This is a genomic window from Actinomycetes bacterium, from assembly GCA_036510875.1.
GTDB lineage: Bacteria > Actinomycetota > Actinomycetes > Prado026 > Prado026 > DATCDE01.
On record DATCDE010000313.1, the window covers coordinates 1 to 14,936 of the forward strand.

At 72.9% G+C, this 14,936-nt stretch carries 18 protein-coding genes; 14 read left to right on the plus strand and 4 right to left on the minus strand.

Features of this window, described 5'->3' with window-relative positions; all coding sequences use genetic code 11:
• The 5 genes from VIM19_18095 to VIM19_18115 form a co-directional block, all read left to right on the plus strand.
• The coding region (locus VIM19_18095) for a pseudouridine synthase (protein ID HEY5186762.1) at positions 1 to 444 on the plus strand (444 nt) is incomplete at its 5' end.
• Positions 441 to 905: a GNAT family N-acetyltransferase gene (locus VIM19_18100; protein HEY5186763.1), complete on the plus strand. Its 465-nt coding sequence runs from the start codon at positions 441 to 443 to the stop codon at positions 903 to 905. The genes VIM19_18095 and VIM19_18100, both read left to right, overlap by 4 nt.
• Positions 906 to 951: 46 nt before the next feature.
• Positions 952 to 1,827, plus strand: coding sequence for an aldo/keto reductase (locus tag VIM19_18105; protein ID HEY5186764.1), 876 nt, complete (start codon positions 952 to 954; stop codon positions 1,825 to 1,827).
• 164 nt (positions 1,828 to 1,991) lie between these two features.
• Entirely contained in the window at positions 1,992 to 5,525 is a 3,534-nt protein-coding gene (dnaE, locus tag VIM19_18110; GenBank protein HEY5186765.1) for a DNA polymerase III subunit alpha, read from the plus strand.
• A gap of 52 nt (positions 5,526 to 5,577) precedes the next feature.
• Positions 5,578 to 6,138 (plus strand): hypothetical protein, encoded by a 561-nt coding sequence (locus VIM19_18115; GenBank protein ID HEY5186766.1) that lies wholly within the window; start codon positions 5,578 to 5,580, stop codon positions 6,136 to 6,138.
• On the opposite strand, the gene ybaK is transcribed toward VIM19_18115, so the two are convergent.
• Complete coding sequence (gene ybaK / locus VIM19_18120; GenBank protein HEY5186767.1) at positions 6,098 to 6,574, minus strand: Cys-tRNA(Pro) deacylase; 477 nt, start codon at positions 6,572 to 6,574, stop codon at positions 6,098 to 6,100. The two genes, VIM19_18115 and ybaK, sit on opposite strands and share 41 nt — an antisense overlap.
• A gap of 11 nt (positions 6,575 to 6,585) precedes the next feature.
• A complete protein-coding gene (locus VIM19_18125) occupies positions 6,586 to 7,242 on the minus strand; it encodes an LON peptidase substrate-binding domain-containing protein (GenBank protein HEY5186768.1) in 657 nt (218 codons plus the stop codon).
• A 50-nt stretch (positions 7,243 to 7,292) separates the two neighbouring features.
• On the opposite strand from VIM19_18125, the gene hisD reads away from it, so the two are divergent.
• From hisD to hisF, 8 genes are read left to right on the plus strand one after another with little or no spacing between them, the layout of a single operon-like run.
• The gene (gene hisD, locus VIM19_18130; protein ID HEY5186769.1) at positions 7,293 to 8,588 is read left to right on the plus strand and encodes a histidinol dehydrogenase; all 1,296 of its coding nucleotides are present in this window, start codon (positions 7,293 to 7,295) and stop codon (positions 8,586 to 8,588) included.
• Positions 8,588 to 9,676 carry a histidinol-phosphate transaminase gene (locus tag VIM19_18135; protein ID HEY5186770.1) on the plus strand — a complete coding sequence of 363 codons (1,089 nt, stop codon included), beginning with the start codon at positions 8,588 to 8,590 and terminating at the stop codon, positions 9,674 to 9,676. The genes hisD and VIM19_18135 overlap by 1 nt, the downstream gene beginning before the upstream one ends.
• Positions 9,673 to 10,260 (plus strand): imidazoleglycerol-phosphate dehydratase HisB, encoded by a 588-nt coding sequence (gene hisB, locus VIM19_18140; GenBank protein ID HEY5186771.1) that lies wholly within the window; start codon positions 9,673 to 9,675, stop codon positions 10,258 to 10,260. Before VIM19_18135 ends, hisB begins: the two co-directional genes overlap by 4 nt.
• A complete protein-coding gene (hisH, locus tag VIM19_18145) occupies positions 10,261 to 10,908 on the plus strand; it encodes an imidazole glycerol phosphate synthase subunit HisH (protein ID HEY5186772.1) in 648 nt (215 codons plus the stop codon).
• Positions 10,905 to 11,243 (plus strand): hypothetical protein, encoded by a 339-nt coding sequence (locus tag VIM19_18150; GenBank protein HEY5186773.1) that lies wholly within the window; start codon positions 10,905 to 10,907, stop codon positions 11,241 to 11,243. The genes hisH and VIM19_18150 overlap by 4 nt, the downstream gene beginning before the upstream one ends.
• Positions 11,244 to 11,245: 2 nt before the next feature.
• Positions 11,246 to 11,968 carry a bifunctional 1-(5-phosphoribosyl)-5-((5-phosphoribosylamino)methylideneamino)imidazole-4-carboxamide isomerase/phosphoribosylanthranilate isomerase PriA gene (priA, locus tag VIM19_18155; protein HEY5186774.1) on the plus strand — a complete coding sequence of 241 codons (723 nt, stop codon included), beginning with the start codon at positions 11,246 to 11,248 and terminating at the stop codon, positions 11,966 to 11,968.
• Complete coding sequence (locus VIM19_18160) at positions 11,965 to 12,366, plus strand: Rid family hydrolase (GenBank protein HEY5186775.1); 402 nt, start codon at positions 11,965 to 11,967, stop codon at positions 12,364 to 12,366. Before priA ends, VIM19_18160 begins: the two co-directional genes overlap by 4 nt.
• A gap of 5 nt (positions 12,367 to 12,371) precedes the next feature.
• Positions 12,372 to 13,142 (plus strand): imidazole glycerol phosphate synthase subunit HisF, encoded by a 771-nt coding sequence (gene hisF, locus VIM19_18165; protein ID HEY5186776.1) that lies wholly within the window; start codon positions 12,372 to 12,374, stop codon positions 13,140 to 13,142.
• A gap of 6 nt (positions 13,143 to 13,148) precedes the next feature.
• Here hisF and VIM19_18170 read toward each other — a convergent pair whose 3' ends face one another.
• Entirely contained in the window at positions 13,149 to 13,769 is a 621-nt protein-coding gene (locus VIM19_18170; protein HEY5186777.1) for a TIGR03085 family metal-binding protein, read from the minus strand.
• Positions 13,770 to 13,827: 58 nt separating this feature from the next.
• Between VIM19_18170 and hisI the strand changes: the two genes are divergently transcribed.
• Positions 13,828 to 14,214 carry a phosphoribosyl-AMP cyclohydrolase gene (hisI, locus tag VIM19_18175; GenBank protein HEY5186778.1) on the plus strand — a complete coding sequence of 129 codons (387 nt, stop codon included), beginning with the start codon at positions 13,828 to 13,830 and terminating at the stop codon, positions 14,212 to 14,214.
• 7 nt (positions 14,215 to 14,221) lie between these two features.
• On the opposite strand, the gene VIM19_18180 is transcribed toward hisI, so the two are convergent.
• A partial coding sequence (locus VIM19_18180; GenBank protein HEY5186779.1) for a hypothetical protein occupies positions 14,222 to 14,936 on the minus strand: 715 nt, incomplete at its 5' end.

Genomic DNA, 14,936 nt, shown 5'->3' on the forward strand with positions numbered 1-14,936 from the left:
TTCAAGGAGCGCACGGTCGACAAGACCTACCACGCCCTGGTGCAGGGGCACCCCGACCCGACCCGCGGCACCGTCGACGCCCCGATCGACCGGCACCCGACCCACGACTACAAGTGGGCGGTCGTGGCCGGCGGCCGGGCCAGCATCACGCACTACGAGACGCTCGAGGCGTTCCGCGCGGCCAGCCTGCTGGAGATCCACCTGGAGACCGGTCGCACCCACCAGATCCGGGTGCACATGGCGGCGCTGCGGCACCCCTGCGTGGGCGACCTGACCTATGGCGCGGACCCGGTGCTGGCGGCCCGGCTCGGTCTGACCCGGCAGTGGCTGCACGCCGTCCGGCTGGCCTTCGATCACCCGGCCACCGGGCTGCCGGTCGCGTTCACCTCGGCGTACCCGGCCGACCTGGCCGCGGCGCTGGAGACGCTGCGAGCGGAGTCGTGAGCCGGCTGACCGTCGAGCGGGTCACCGCCCCGGACGACGTCACGGCCGCCCTGGCCGTCCGGCGCGAGGTGTTCGTGGTCGAGCAGGACGTCCCGGTCGACCTGGAGCAGGACGAACGGGACGCGACGGCCGACCACTTCCTGGTGCGGGTCGAGGACCAGCCGGTCGGGGCCGGTCGGCTGGTCGTCGAGCCGCCCGGGTTCGAGGGGGTCGACCCGGGGCTCGGGGAGGTGGCCCACCTGGGGCGGCTGGCCGTCTCCCTCGAGGTACGCGGCACCGGCCTGGGCGCCGTCCTGGTCCGGGCGATCGAGGCGCGGGCCCGCGAGCGCGGCCTGCTGGTGATGTACCTGGGCGCGCAGACCCACGCCGTCGCGTTCTACGAGCGGCTCGGCTATGGCGCGCACGGTGCGGTCTTCGACGACGCCGGCATACCGCACCGGCACATGACCCGGCTGCTGTAGCCCGCCCCGGTCGGCGGTGCCCGGCCAGGGCAGGGAGGATGGGGCCATGACCCAGCCCTGCCCGCGGCCGGCGGCCGCCAGCGGAACGTTCACCCTCGGCGGCGATCTGACGGTCACCCGGCTCGGCTACGGCGCGATGCAGATCACCGGCCCCGGCATCTGGGGACCCCCGGCCGACCCCGAGGGGGCCGTCGCCGTGCTGCGCCGGGCGGTGGAGCTGGGGGTCGACTTCATCGACACCGCCGACTCCTACGGGCCGTTCGTGTCCGAGGAGCTCATCGCCCGGGCGCTGCACCCCTACGACGGGGTGACCATCGCCACCAAGGGCGGGCTGGCCCGCACCGGTCCGGACCAGTGGCACCCGATCGGCCTGCCCGAGTACCTCACCCAGTGTGTGGAGATGAGCCTGCGCCGGCTGCGGGTGGAGACCATCGACCTGTACCAGCTGCACCGGGTCGACAACCGGCTGCCGCTGGAGGACCAGGTCGGGGCGCTGAAGAACCTGCAGGACGCCGGCAAGATTCGCCACATCGGGCTGTCCGAGGTCACCGTGGCGCAGCTCGAGGCGGCCCGGGTGGTGGCGCCGATCGTCTCGGCGCAGAACCTGTACAACCTCGGCCACCGCGCGGCCGAGGACCTGGTGGACCACTGCCAGCGCGAGGGCATCGCGTTCATCCCGTGGTTCCCGTTCGCGAACGGCACGCTGGCCCGCCCCGGCGGCATCCTGGACGCGATGGCGCGCACCACCGGCCACAGCCCCGGCCAGCTGGCCCTGGCCTGGCTGCTGCGCCGCTCGCCGGCCATCCTGCCGATCCCCGGGACCAAGTCGCTGGAGCACCTCGAGGAGAACCTGGCGGCCGCCGGCATCGCGCTGGAGGACCCCCAGTACGACGTCCTCACCGCCCTGGTCTCCCGCGGCTGAGACCTGTCAGGGTGCGGACGAGCTGTCCGTCGTCCTCACCCTGACCGACTCAGGGTGTCGGGGTCGGAGCCTGTCGCCGGGCGGGCTACAGTCGGTTCCGAACTGGCACGGCCGCGCCGCCTTCCCCCGGCTGCCGCAGCCCGCAGCTGGGAGGTCTCGCATCCATGGGTGACTCGTTCGTGCACCTGCACGTGCACACCGAGTACTCCATGCTCGACGGCGCGGCCCGCCTCGACGACCTGTTCGCCGAGACCGCGCGGCTGCAGATGCCCGCCCTGGCCATGACCGACCACGGCAACGTGTACGGCGCCTACGACTTCTGGAAGAAGGCCAAGGCGGCCGGGGTCAAGCCGATCATCGGCATGGAGGGCTACTACGTCCCCATCGGCAGCCGGTTCGACCGGCAGCCGTTCGAGTTCGGCTCCGCCGCGGTGAACGTCGGCGAGGCCGGCACCGAGGGCATGGGCAAGGGCAAGCAGGCGTACACCCACATGACCCTGCTGGCCGAGACCACCCAGGGCATGCACAACCTGTTCCGGCTGTCCAGCCTGGCCAGCCTCGAGGGGTCCTACCGCAAGCCCCGGTTCGACCGTGAGCTGCTGGAGACCTACGGCAAGGGGATCATCGCCACCACCGGCTGCCCCTCCGGCGAGGTCAACCGCTGGCTGCAGGTCGGGCAGTACGACAAGGCACTCGCTGCCGCGGCCAACTACCGCGACATCCTCGGCAGGGACAACTTCTTCGTCGAGGTCATGGACCACGGCCTGGCGATCGAGAAGTCCACCCACGCCGACTTGCTGCGGATCGCAGCCGAGCTCGACCTGCCGCTGCTGGCCACCAACGACCTGCACTACACGCACGCGTCGCACGCCGACGCCCACGAGGCGCTGCTGTGCGTGCAGACCGGCAAGACCCTGGCCGACCCGAACCGGTTCCGGTTCGACGCCCGCGACTTCTACCTCAAGTCCCCGGCCGAGATGCGCGAGGTGTGGCGGGAGCTGCCCGAGGCCTGCGACAACACGCTGCTGGTCGCCGAGCGGTGCGCCATCGAGTTCGCGGAGGGACGCAACCTGATGCCGCGGTTCCCGGTCCCGGCAGGGGAGACCGAGGAGTCCTGGCTGGTCAAGGAGGTCGAGCGGGGGCTGGCCGCCCGGTTCCCCGGCGGCGTCCCCGAGTCGCACCGCAAGCAGGCCGAGTACGAGGTCGGCGTCATCTGCCAGATGGGCTTCCCCGGCTACTTCCTGGTCACCGCCGACCTCGTCCGCTACGCCAAGGAGAACCGGATCCGGGTCGGCCCGGGCCGCGGCTCCGCGGCCGGCGCGCTCATCGCCTACGCGCTGGGCATCACCGAGCTGGACCCGATCAAGCACGGTCTGCTGTTCGAGCGGTTTCTCAACCCCGAGCGCGTGTCCATGCCCGACATCGACATGGACTTTGACGAGCGCCGGCGCGCCGACATGATCCGCTACGCCACCGAGAAGTACGGCGAGGAGCGGGTCGCCCAGATCATCACCTACGGCACGATCAAGGCGAAGGCCGCGGTCAAGGACGCCGCCCGGGTGCTCGGCTACCCCTTCGCCCTCGGCGACCGGATCACCAAGGCGATGCCGCCGGCGGTCATGGGCAAGGACGTCCCGCTGTCCGGGATCTTCGACGAGAGCAACCCCCGGTACGGCGAGGCCGCCGAGTTCCGCCAGCTGTACGAGACCGAGCCGGACGTCGCCAAGGTCGTCGACACCGCGCGCGGCCTGGAGGGCCTGAAGCGGCAGTGGGGCGTGCACGCGGCCGGCGTGATCCTTTGCGCCGAACCGCTGCTCGATGTCATCCCGATCCAGCGCCGCGAGCAGGACGGCGCGATCATCACCCAGTTCGACATGGGGGCCTGCGAGGCGCTCGGACTGCTCAAGATGGACTTCCTGGGCCTGCGCAACCTCACCGTGCTCGACGACTGCCTTGAGCACATCGCGGTCAACCGCGGTGAGACCCTCGTCCTCGAGGAGCTCCCGCTCGACGACCGGCCGACCTACGAGCTGCTGTCCACCGGCGACACCCTCGGGGTGTTCCAGCTGGACGGCGGCCCGATGCGCTCCTTGCTGCGCGCGATGCAGCCGGACAACTTCGAGGACATCTCCGCTGTCCTTGCCCTGTACCGCCCTGGCCCGATGGGCGCGAACGCGCACAACGACTACGCCGACCGCAAGAACGGCCGCAAACCGGTCGTCCCCATCCACCCCGAGCTCGCCGAGCCGCTGGCCGACATCCTGGACGACACCTACGGGCTGATCGTCTACCAGGAGCAGGTCATGGCGATCGCCCAGAAGCTGGCCGGCTACAGCCTCGGCGCCGCCGACCTGCTGCGCCGGGCCATGGGCAAGAAGAAGAAGGCGATTCTCGATAAGGAGTACATCCCGTTCTCCGAGGGGATGCGCGCGAACGGCTACTCCGACGCCGCGATCAAGACGCTGTGGGAGATCCTGGTCCCGTTCTCCGACTACGCGTTCAACAAGGCGCACACGGCCGGCTACGGCCTGGTCTCCTACTGGACGGCGTACCTCAAGGCCAACTACCCGGCCGAGTACATGGCGGGGCTGCTCACCTCCGTCAAGGACGACAAGGACAAAAGCGCGCTGTACCTCGGCGAGTGCCGCCGGATGGGCATCAAGGTGCTGCCCCCCGACGTCAACGAGTCGGACTCCAACTTCACCGCGGTGGGCAGCGACATCCGGTTCGGGCTGTCGGCGATCCGCAACGTGGGCGAGAACGTGGTGGCCTCGATCATCGCCACCCGCAAGGCCAAGGGCCGGTTCGGCGACTTCGCCGACTTCCTGGCCAAGGTCGACGCCAACGCCTGCAACAAGCGGGTGGTCGAGTCCCTGGTCAAGGCCGGCGCCTTCGACTCGCTGGGCCACACCCGGCGCGGCCTGGTCGCCGTCCACATCGAGGCCATCGACGCTGTCCTGGAGACCAAGCGGGCCGAGGCGATCGGCCAGTTCGACCTGTTCGGCGGCGACGACGTGGGCGCCAAGCCGTTCGGCCTGGACCTCACCATCCCGATGGGGGAGTGGGAGAAGTCGGTGCTGCTCGCGCACGAGCGGGACATGCTCGGCCTGTACGTCTCCGACCACCCGCTGTTCGGCTTGGAGCACGTGCTCGCCCAGGCCGCGGACTGCTCGATCGCCGAGATCATGGGCGACGACGACCGCTCGGACGGCGCTCCGGTCACGCTGGCCGGGCTGATCACCGGCCTGCAGCGCAAGGTGACCAAGCGCGGCGACTCCTGGGCGATCGCCACCCTCGAGGACCTCGAGGGCGTCATCGACGTCATGGTCTTCCCGCAGACCTACCAGCTGGTCGCGACCCAGCTGGCCGAGGACGTCGTGGTCGTGGTCCGCGGCCGGCTGGACAAGCGCGAGGACGTCCCGCGGCTGGTGGCCATGGAGGTCACCGTGCCGGACCTCTCCGACGGGCCGCGCGGCCCGGTCGTGATCACGTTGCCGGTGAACCGGTGCGTGCCCCCCGTGGTGGACCGGCTCAAGGAGGTGCTGGCCACCCATCCGGGGGTCACCGAGGTGCACCTGCAGCTGCAGGCCAGCGGCCGCACCACAGTCATGCGCCTCGACGACCGGCTGCGGGTCACTCCGAGCCCGGCCCTGTTCGGCGACCTCAAGGCGCTGCTCGGCCCCGGCAGCATCGCCTGACACCCGGCCATCCCGTGCGGCACGCGGGCGGACCCGGCCGTAGGGTTCCCGGGTGATCACACCCGACGTCGTGCCGGCGGCCCCGCCGCGGGTCGCAGCCGGGCGCGCGCTGCGGGTCCTCGTCGTCCTGGTCGGCGGGCTCACCGCGCTCGGCCTGCCCGTCGGGGTGCTGTGGTGGCTGGTCGCGCCGGTCGCCCAGCTGCGGATCCAGAAGGACGGCGGCTTCTTCGTCGACCCGCAGCCGCAGCAGTTCATCGCCTCCGACGCGTGGTTCGTCCTGCTCACCGGGGCGGTCGGCCTGGCGGCCGGGCTGCTCACCTGGTGGCTGGCCCGCAGCAGCGGCTACTCGGCCGTCCTGGGCCTCGCCCTCGGTGGCACGGCGGGGGCCGCGCTCGGCTGGGGCGTCGGTTCCTGGCTGGGCCGGGTCGACCTGGCCGCGGCCGCCAAGCTGCCGGTCGGCTCGCTCGTCGACGTCCCGTTGCGGCTGGGCATGCACGGCGCCCTGGTCGTCGAGCCGCTGCTCGCCCTGCTCGCCTGGGTGGTCCCGGACCTGCTGTTCCCGTCCGGGCCGGTCAGCCGGGCCGACCGATCGGAGCCACCGTCGCTCGGGTGAACCGCACCAGGTCCGCGGGCGCCAGCTCGATGTCCAGCCCCCGGCGTCCCCCGGAGACGAACACGGTCGGGAACCCCGATGCCGTGGCGTCCACGACCGTGGGCAGCGCCTTGCGCTGGCCGACCGGGCTGATTCCGCCCACCACGTAGCCGGTGACCCGCTCGGCGTCCTTCGGGTCGGCCATCTCGGCCCGCTTGCCGCCGGCCGCCGCGGCCAGCGACTTGAGGTCCAGCTGGCCGCTCACCGGGACGACGGCCACGGTCAGCGCGCCGTCCACCCGGGCCAGCAGGGTCTTGAACACCCGCGCGGGGGTCACCTCGAGCGCGGCGGCCGCCTCGAGCCCGTACGACCCGGCCGCCGGGTCGTGGGCGTAGGCGTGCTCGGTGAAGGGCACCTTGGCCCGGGTCAGGGCCACCGTCGCGGGAGTTCCGGCCACGGTCGCCGACCCTAGTTGGGTGCCGGCGGCGATCGGGGGAGGTTCACGCCGGGCACGCTGGGCAGGTTGGCCGCGATCGCCCGCTCCCGGCGCATCAGGGCCTGCTCGGCACGCAGCCGGGCGCCGACGTCCGGGGCGGCCAGCAGGCGCTGCTGGTCGGCGATCCCGATGAGCAGGGACGCCGCGACGACGTAGGCCAGCCGCCCCGGGTCGGCCGGCAGCTCGATGGCCGCGTCCACCCCGAGCAGCTCGGCCCGGTACTGCAGGAACAGCCGGGTGACGGCGTCCGCGAGGGCCGGCGGGCACTCGCCCAGGGGCTCGGGCAGCGGTTCGACCCGCGCGGTCGGGTACGGCGCGGTGGAGGGGTCCAGTGACAGCAGCCGGAACCGTCGCGCGCCGCTGGTGACCGCCCGGATGCTGCCGTCCTCGGTCGGCTCCACCAGCCGCAGCCGCGCCGTGCAGCCGACCTCGTACAGGCTGCGGACGCCGTCGGCCCCGACTTCGCGGCCCTCCCGGATGGCCAGCACGCCGAACACCTGCTCCGCTTCGGGCCGGTCGAGCAGGTCCGCGAGCAGCTGCCGGTACCGCTCCTCGAAGATCCGAAGCGGCAGCACCACCCCGGGGAACAGCACCGTCCCCAGCGGGAACAGCGGGATCCGCTCGGCCATCGGCCCACCATAGGCCGGGGGCGCCAGGGCCGCCTTCGTAGACTGGGTGGATGATCTCCCGCCTCGACCTGCGCGGCTCCACCGTGGACCCACGGGACGTGCTGCCCCGCGCCCTGTTCGATGTGGCGGCCGCGGTGGAGTCGGTGCGCCCCATCTGTGCCGACGTCCGGGCCCGCGGCGACGACGCCGTGCGGGAGTGGACCGCGCGCTTCGACCGGGTCCAGCTGGACGAGCTGCGGGTGCCCGTGGCGGTCCTGGAGAAGGCCCTGGCCGACCTCGACCCCGCCGTGCGGGCCGCCCTCGAGGAGGCGATCCGGCGGGCCCGGCTGGTGCACGCGGCCCAACTGCGGGGCGCCGTCACGGTCGACGTGGCGCCGGGCGCGCGGGTCACCGAGCGCTGGGTCCCGGTCCGCCGGGTGGGTCTCTACGTGCCGGGCGGCCTGGTCGCCTACCCCAGCAGCGTGGTCATGAACGTCGTCCCGGCCCAGGTGGCCGGCGTCGAGTCGCTCGCGGTGGCCTCGCCGCCGCACCCCGAGTACGGCCGGCTGCCGCACCCGGCGATCCTCGCGGCCTGCGCGCTGCTCGGGGTCGACGAGGTGTACGCCGTCGGCGGGGCGCAGGCGGTCGCGATGTTCGCCTACGGCACGGCCAGCTGCCCCCGGGTGGACCTGGTGACCGGCCCTGGCAACGTCTACGTGGCAGCCGCCAAGCGGCTGCTCAAGGGTGTCGTCGGGATCGACGCGGAGGCCGGGCCCACCGAGATCGGCATCCTGGCCGACGACTCGGCCGACCCGGCCGCCGTGGCCGCCGACCTGGTGGCGCAGGCCGAGCACGACCCGCAGGCCTCCTGCCTGCTGGTCACCGACAGCGAGCAGCTGCTGGACGCCGTCGATGCCGAGCTGGCCAAGCAGGTCCCGGCCACCCGGCACGAGGAGCGGGTGCGCACGGCGCTGGCCAACCAGAGCGCGATGGCCCTGGTCGACGACCTCGACCAGGGGCTGCGGGTGGTCGACGAGTGGGCCGCGGAGCACCTGGAGGTCATCACGAGGGACGCCGCGCAGCGGGCCGCCCGGGTGCGCAACGCCGGCGCGGTGTTCGTGGGTCCGTACGCCCCGGTGAGCCTGGGCGACTACCTGGCCGGCTCCAACCACGTGCTGCCCACGGGCGGCACGGCCCGGCACTCCGGCGGGCTGTCGGTCGGGTCGTTCCTGCGCGGCATCCACGTGGTGGAGTACGACCGGGCCGCGCTGGCCGCGGTGGCCGGGCACATCGACGCGCTCGGCCGGGCCGAGGACCTCGCGGCGCACGTGGACGCCGTGCGCATCCGCGTGCCCAGGGACGCCTGATGGCCGGCCTCGACGACCTCCCGCTGCGCGACGACCTGCGGGGGCGGACCCCCTACGGCGCGCCGCAGCTGGACGTCCCGGTGCGGCTGAACGTCAACGAGAACCCGTACCCGCCGTCGGCCGCCCTGGTGACCGACATCGCCGCGGCGGTCGCGGCGGTGGCCGGCGGGCTCAACCGCTACCCCGACCGGGAGGCGACCGGGCTGCGGCGGGCGCTCGGCGGCTTCCTGTCCGACCGCGAGGGCGTCGCCGTCCCGGTCGAACGGGTGTGGGCGGCCAACGGCTCGAACGAGGTCATGCTGCAGCTGCTGCAGGCTTTCGGCGGGCCGGGCCGGGTGGCGCTGGGCTTCGCCCCGACCTACTCGATGTACCCGGACTACTGCCGCGACACGTTCACCGGGTACGTCACGGCCGACCGGGAGCCGGACTTCACCCTCGACCCGGATCGGGCCGTGGCCGCCGTCCGCGAGCACCAGCCGGCCGTCGTGCTGCTGGCCTCGCCGAACAACCCGACCGGCACGGCGCTGCCGCTGGACGTCGTCGGGGCGGTGTGCGCGGCGGCGCCCGGGCTGGTCGTGGTGGACGAGGCGTACGCGGAGTTCCGGCGGCCCGGCACGCCCAGCGCGCTGACCCTGCTGCCCGACCAGCCGCGGCTGGTCGTCACCCGCACCATGAGCAAGGCGTTCGCGCTGGCCGGAGCCCGGCTGGGCTACCTGGTGGCCTCGCCGGCCGTCGTCGACTCCGTCCGGCTGGTGCGGCTGCCCTACCACCTGTCCGCGGTGACCCAGGCGGTCGCCACGGCCGCTCTGGGCCGCTCCGGCGAGCTGCTGGCCGCCGTCGACGCGCTGCGCGAGGAGCGGGACGCCCTGGTCGACTGGCTGCGGGGCGGCGGCTTCACGGTGGCCGACTCGGACGCCAACTTCGTGCTGTTCGGGACGTTCCCCGACCGGCACCGAGTCTGGCAGGGTCTGCTGGACCGCGGCGTGCTCGTCCGGGAGACCGGCCCGGACGGCTGGCTGCGGGTCAGCGTGGGCACCCCCGAGGAGATGGACTCCTTCCGCACCGCCCTCAAGGAGGTCACCCCGTGAGCCGTTCGGCCCGCGTGCAGCGCGTCACCAAGGAGTCCGACGTCCTCGTCGAGCTCGACCTGGACGGGACCGGCAGCACCGACGTCGCGACCGGCGTGCCGTTCTACGACCACATGCTGGCCCAGCTGGGCAGGCACGGTGGGTTCGACCTGACCGTGCGGACCACCGGGGACCTCGAGGTCGACGCCCACCACACGGTGGAGGACACCTCCCTCGCGGTCGGTCAGGCGCTGCGTGAGGCGCTCGGCGACAAGGCCGGGATCCGCCGGTTCGGCGACGCGCTCGTGCCGCTGGACGAGACGCTCGTTCAGGCCGCTGTCGACCTGTCCGGGCGGCCGTACCTCGGGCACACCGAGCCCGACCTGGTGGAGCTGATCGGCAGCTACGACACCACGCTGACCCGGCACGTCTGGGAGTCGTTCGTGGCGAGCGCCCAGGTCTGCCTGCACGTGCGGGTGCTGTCCGGCCGCAACGCCCACCACGTGGTCGAGGCGCAGTTCAAGGCGGTCGCGCGGGCGCTGCGCGACGCCGTGGCGCTGGACCCGCGGGTGACCGGCGTGCCGTCCACCAAGGGCAGCCTGTAGATGCTCTCGGTCGAGAGCGCGCCGCGGGTGGCCGTGCTCGACTACGGCTCGGGCAACCTGCGCTCGGCCGAGCGGGCGCTGGCCCGTACCGGGGCCGACGTCACCGTCACGGCCGACCGGTCGCTGGCGCTGGAGGCCGACGGGCTCGTCGTCCCCGGTGTTGGCGCCTTCGCCGCCTGCATGGCCGGGCTGCGAGCGGTCGACGGGCCGCAGGTGATCGGACGCCGGCTGGCCGGCGGGCGCCCCGTCCTCGGCATCTGCGTCGGCATGCAGGTGCTGTTCGACCATGGCGTGGAGCACGGGGTCGACACGCCGGGCTGCGGGGAGTGGCCGGGCGTCGTCGAGCGGCTGCACGCACCGGTGCTGCCCCACATGGGCTGGAACACGGTGACCGTGCCCGAGGGCTCCACCCTGTTCGCGGGGGTGGAGCAGGAGCGGTTCTACTTCGTGCACTCCTACGCGGTCCGGCGCTGGGAGCTGGCGGCGGGGGACAGCGTCGCCTCCCCGCTGGTCTCCTGGGCCGAGCACGGCGAGCCGTTTGTGGCCGCCGTCGAGAACGGCCCGTTGTGCGCCACCCAGTTCCACCCGGAGAAGTCCGGTGACGCGGGGGCCACGCTGCTGGCCAACTGGGTCCGGACGCTGCGATGAGCAAGGCTCGGGCACAGCGCCGGGCCGAGCAGGACGCCGCTCGCGCGCGGACCCAGGCGGCCGCCGCCGAGCGGGATCACCGGGAGGCGGCGAGGGCGGCCCGCAGGAAGGCGCTGCGCGGCACGCTGCCGCAGCGGGTGCGGGTGGCCCGGCCGCGCGGCGTGCTGGAGTCCCGGCGGCGGCAGCGCCGGGCGCTCGTCGTCCTGGGCGTCGTCCTCGTCCAGGTGGGCTCGTTCCTGCTGCTGGACTCGTGGTACCCGCGGCTGGCCGTCCTGGGCCTGTCCCTGCTGTTCGCGCCCGTGCTGCTCGTGCTGCTCGACGACCGGAGGTCCTGACCATGTCGCTCGTACTCCTGCCCGCGGTGGACGTCGCCGGCGGCCAGGCGGTCCGCCTGGTCCAGGGCGCGGCGGGCACCGAGACCGGGTACGGCGACCCGCTGGAGGCGGCCCTGGCCTGGCAGCGGGCCGGCGCGCAGTGGATCCACCTGGTCGACCTGGACGCCGCGTTCGGCCGGGGGTCCAACCGCGAGCTGCTGGCCCAGCTGGTCGGCCGGCTGGACGTCTGCGTGGAGCTGTCCGGCGGGATCCGCGACGACGACTCCCTGGCCGCGGCGCTGGCCACCGGCTGCAGCCGGGTGAACATCGGCACCGCAGCGCTCGAGGACCCGGCCTGGTGCGCGTTTGCCATCGCCGAGCACGGTGACCGGATCGCCATCGGCCTAGACGTGCGCGGCACCACGCTGGCCGCCCGGGGCTGGACCCAGGAGGGCGGTGACCTGTGGGAGGTGCTCGACCGCCTCGACCGGGACGGCTGCGCCCGCTATGTCGTCACCGACGTGACCAAGGACGGCACCCTGCGCGGGCCGAACCTGGACCTGCTGCGCGCCGTCTGCGCCCGCACCGACCGACCGGTGGTGGCCTCCGGCGGGGTGTCCTCGCTGGACGACCTGACCGCCATCGCCGAGCTGGTGCCGCTCGGCGTGGAGGGCGCCATCGTGGGCAAGGCGCTCTACGCCGGGGCGTTCAGCCTGGAGCAGGCGCTGGCCCTGGTCTCGGCGTGACCGCGGTCGAGCGGCACGGCAGCGGCGGCCCCTGGGAGGACCTCGTCGGCTACTCCCGCGTGGTCGTGGCGGGCGGCCACGCCTGGACGGCGGGGTGCACGGCCACCGTTGACGGGGTCGTGGTCCACGAGGGCGACCCGGCCGGCCAGGCCCGGACCGCCTTCGGGGTGGCCCTGGACGCGTTGCGGCGGGCCGGGTTCGAGCTGGCCGATGTGGTCCGCACCCGCATGTACATCCGGCAGGTGGTCGTGCCGGACGCGCGTGTCCACGCGGAGCTGTTCGGCACCGTACGGCCGGCGGCCGCCATGGTCGCCGTCGCGGGGTTCGTCGACGCGCGGATGCTCGTCGAGGTCGAGGTGGAGGCGTTCCGCGCCGATCCGCCGCTGCACCTACGCTGATCGTCATGCCGGTCGCCGTCCGAGTGATCCCCTGCCTCGACGTCGATGCGGGCCGCGTCGTCAAGGGGGTCAACTTCCTCGACCTGCGCGACGCGGGCGATCCGGTCGAGTTGGCCAGGACCTACGACGCCGAGGGCGCCGACGAGCTGGTCTTCCTCGACATCACCGCGAGCAGCGGCGACCGCGCGACCACCTATGACGTGGTCCGCCGCACCGCCGAGCAGGTTTTCATCCCGCTCACGGTCGGCGGCGGGGTCCGCACCGTCGAGGACGTGGACCGGCTGCTGCGCTCCGGCGCGGACAAGGTCGGCGTTAACACCGCGGCCATCGCCCGGCCGGAGCTCATCGCTGAGATCGCCGACCGGTTCGGCAACCAGGTGGTCGTGCTGTCCGTGGACGCCCGGCGGGTGACCGGGGACACCCGCACCGGCTCCGGCTTCGAGGTCACCACGCACGGCGGCCGCCAGGGCACGGGCATCGACGCGGTCGAGTGGGCCGCCCGCGCCGCGCAGCTGGGAGCGGGGGAGATCCTGCTCAACTCGATGGACGCCGACGGCACCAAGGACGGCTACGACCTCGAGCTGATCAGCGCGGTTCGCGGGGTCGTCACGGTGCCGATCGTGGCCAGCGGCGGGGCCGGGCGGGTCGACGACTTCGCCCCCGCTGTGGGGGCGGGAGCGGACGCGGTGCTCGCGGCCAGTGTCTTCCACTTCGGAGAGCTGCGGATAGGCGAGGTCAAGGCCGCCCTGCGCGACGCCGGGCTACCGGTGCGCTGATCATTCCTACAGCCCCAGCTCGGTGCCCTGGAAAGCGCTCACTGCGTCCGGGTCGCCCTCGACGGTCACCCGCGCGTGCCCGCTCCTCCCGAACGCGTAGAGCAGGAGCTCGCTGGCCGGTCCGACCAGGGTGACCATGGGCTCTCCGCCCTTGGCGACGTGGGTCGCGCCGTCCGGCCTTCGCAGCGCGACCCCCACCGAGGAGTGCCGGAACAGCATCCGACCCCGCATCTTCAGGATCTTCCACAGCGCCGACTCGAGCCTCGGGTCGAGGTCCCGCGGCTCCCAGCCCTCCTGGGCGCGCCGGACGTCCTCGTGGTGCACGAAGTACTCGGCGGTGTTGATCTGCGCGTCCACCAGCGTCAGCGGGAACGGCGGGCCGGAGCGGACCGTGGCCACCAGCCGGTCGTAGTCGCCTTGCGCCAGGCCGCGTTGCACCGAGTCCAGGTGACCGGCCAGCGGCTTGACCACGATGCCCACGGCGGCGTCCGGCCGGCGCTCGCGCACCACCAGGTGGGCGGCGAGGTCACGGGCGTCCCAGCCCTCGCACAGGGTGGGGGCGTCCGGGCCCACCTTAAGGAACAGCTCGGACAGGGCGGCGCGCTCGGACTGGGCGAAGGAGGTCATGCCCCCAGGTTATGTGCCTGCGGCGACCGTCGCCCGCCCGCGCCGGCGGTCGGGGACAATGGCCGGCATGTCCGCCGCCGGCACCGCCCGCCCGTCCTCCCTCGACCCGGCCATCGCCGCGCGGCTGAAGCGGGACGAGCACGGACTGGTGGCCGCCGTGGCCCAGCAGTGGGACACCGGCGAGGTGCTCATGGTGGGCTGGATGGACGACGAGGCCCTGCACCGGACCCTCACGACCGGCCGGGTCGTCTACTGGAGCCGCAGCCGGCAGGAGTACTGGCGCAAGGGCGACACCTCGGGCCACGTGCAGTGGGTCCGCGAGGTGCGCCTGGACTGCGACGGCGACGCCATCCTGGTCACGGTCGACCAGGACGGCGTCGCCTGCCACACCGGGACCCGCAGCTGCTTCGACGCGGGCCTGCTGCCGTCAACGAGCGACGGTTAGGGATCTGTCAGGCGGCGATCGGGTCGCCCTGCAGCCGGCGGTAACCGTACGTCAAAGCCAGCAGCGCCACCGGGACGGTGACGATGAGGCCGATGCCGCAGAGGATCGCGCCGATGAAGTAGGCGATGAAGACGCCGATGATCAGCACGATCACGTTGCCGATGTTCTTGCTGACCAGACTGAAGCTGGACTTCACCGACTCCCAGGCGCCCTGTTTCTTGTCCAGGACGAAGAACAGGTAGAACGCGGTGAAGAACGACACCACGATCGTGCCCACGTAGCAGGCCAGGACGCCAACCAGGGACAGGGCGCCGACGATCAGGGCGGCCACCAGGACCACGCCCAGGTCGTCGGTCTTGAACATCATCCCGAGGTCGAGCTTCTTGCCGTCCGCGATGGCCAGGGCGCCCCGGATGACGGACGCCTGCAGGAAGGCGAACAGCACGAAGAAGATACCCGCGGAGATGGCGCTGAACAGCAGGGTCATGAAGAACCCGGTGCCGCCCGTCGTGCTGATCTGCCCGGTGGTCTGGTTGACCGAGATCGACGCTTTGCTGGTGAAGATCGCGCTGCCGATGAGGATCCAGACGAAGTAGACGACCGCGATCGCGACCAAGTAGATCAGGGCCGCGACGATGATGACGCCTGCGTTCTGCTGAAACTTCGCCCAGCCCCAGTTGAACGCCTCACTGACCGAGAACTGCGAGCCGCCGGTAGCCGCT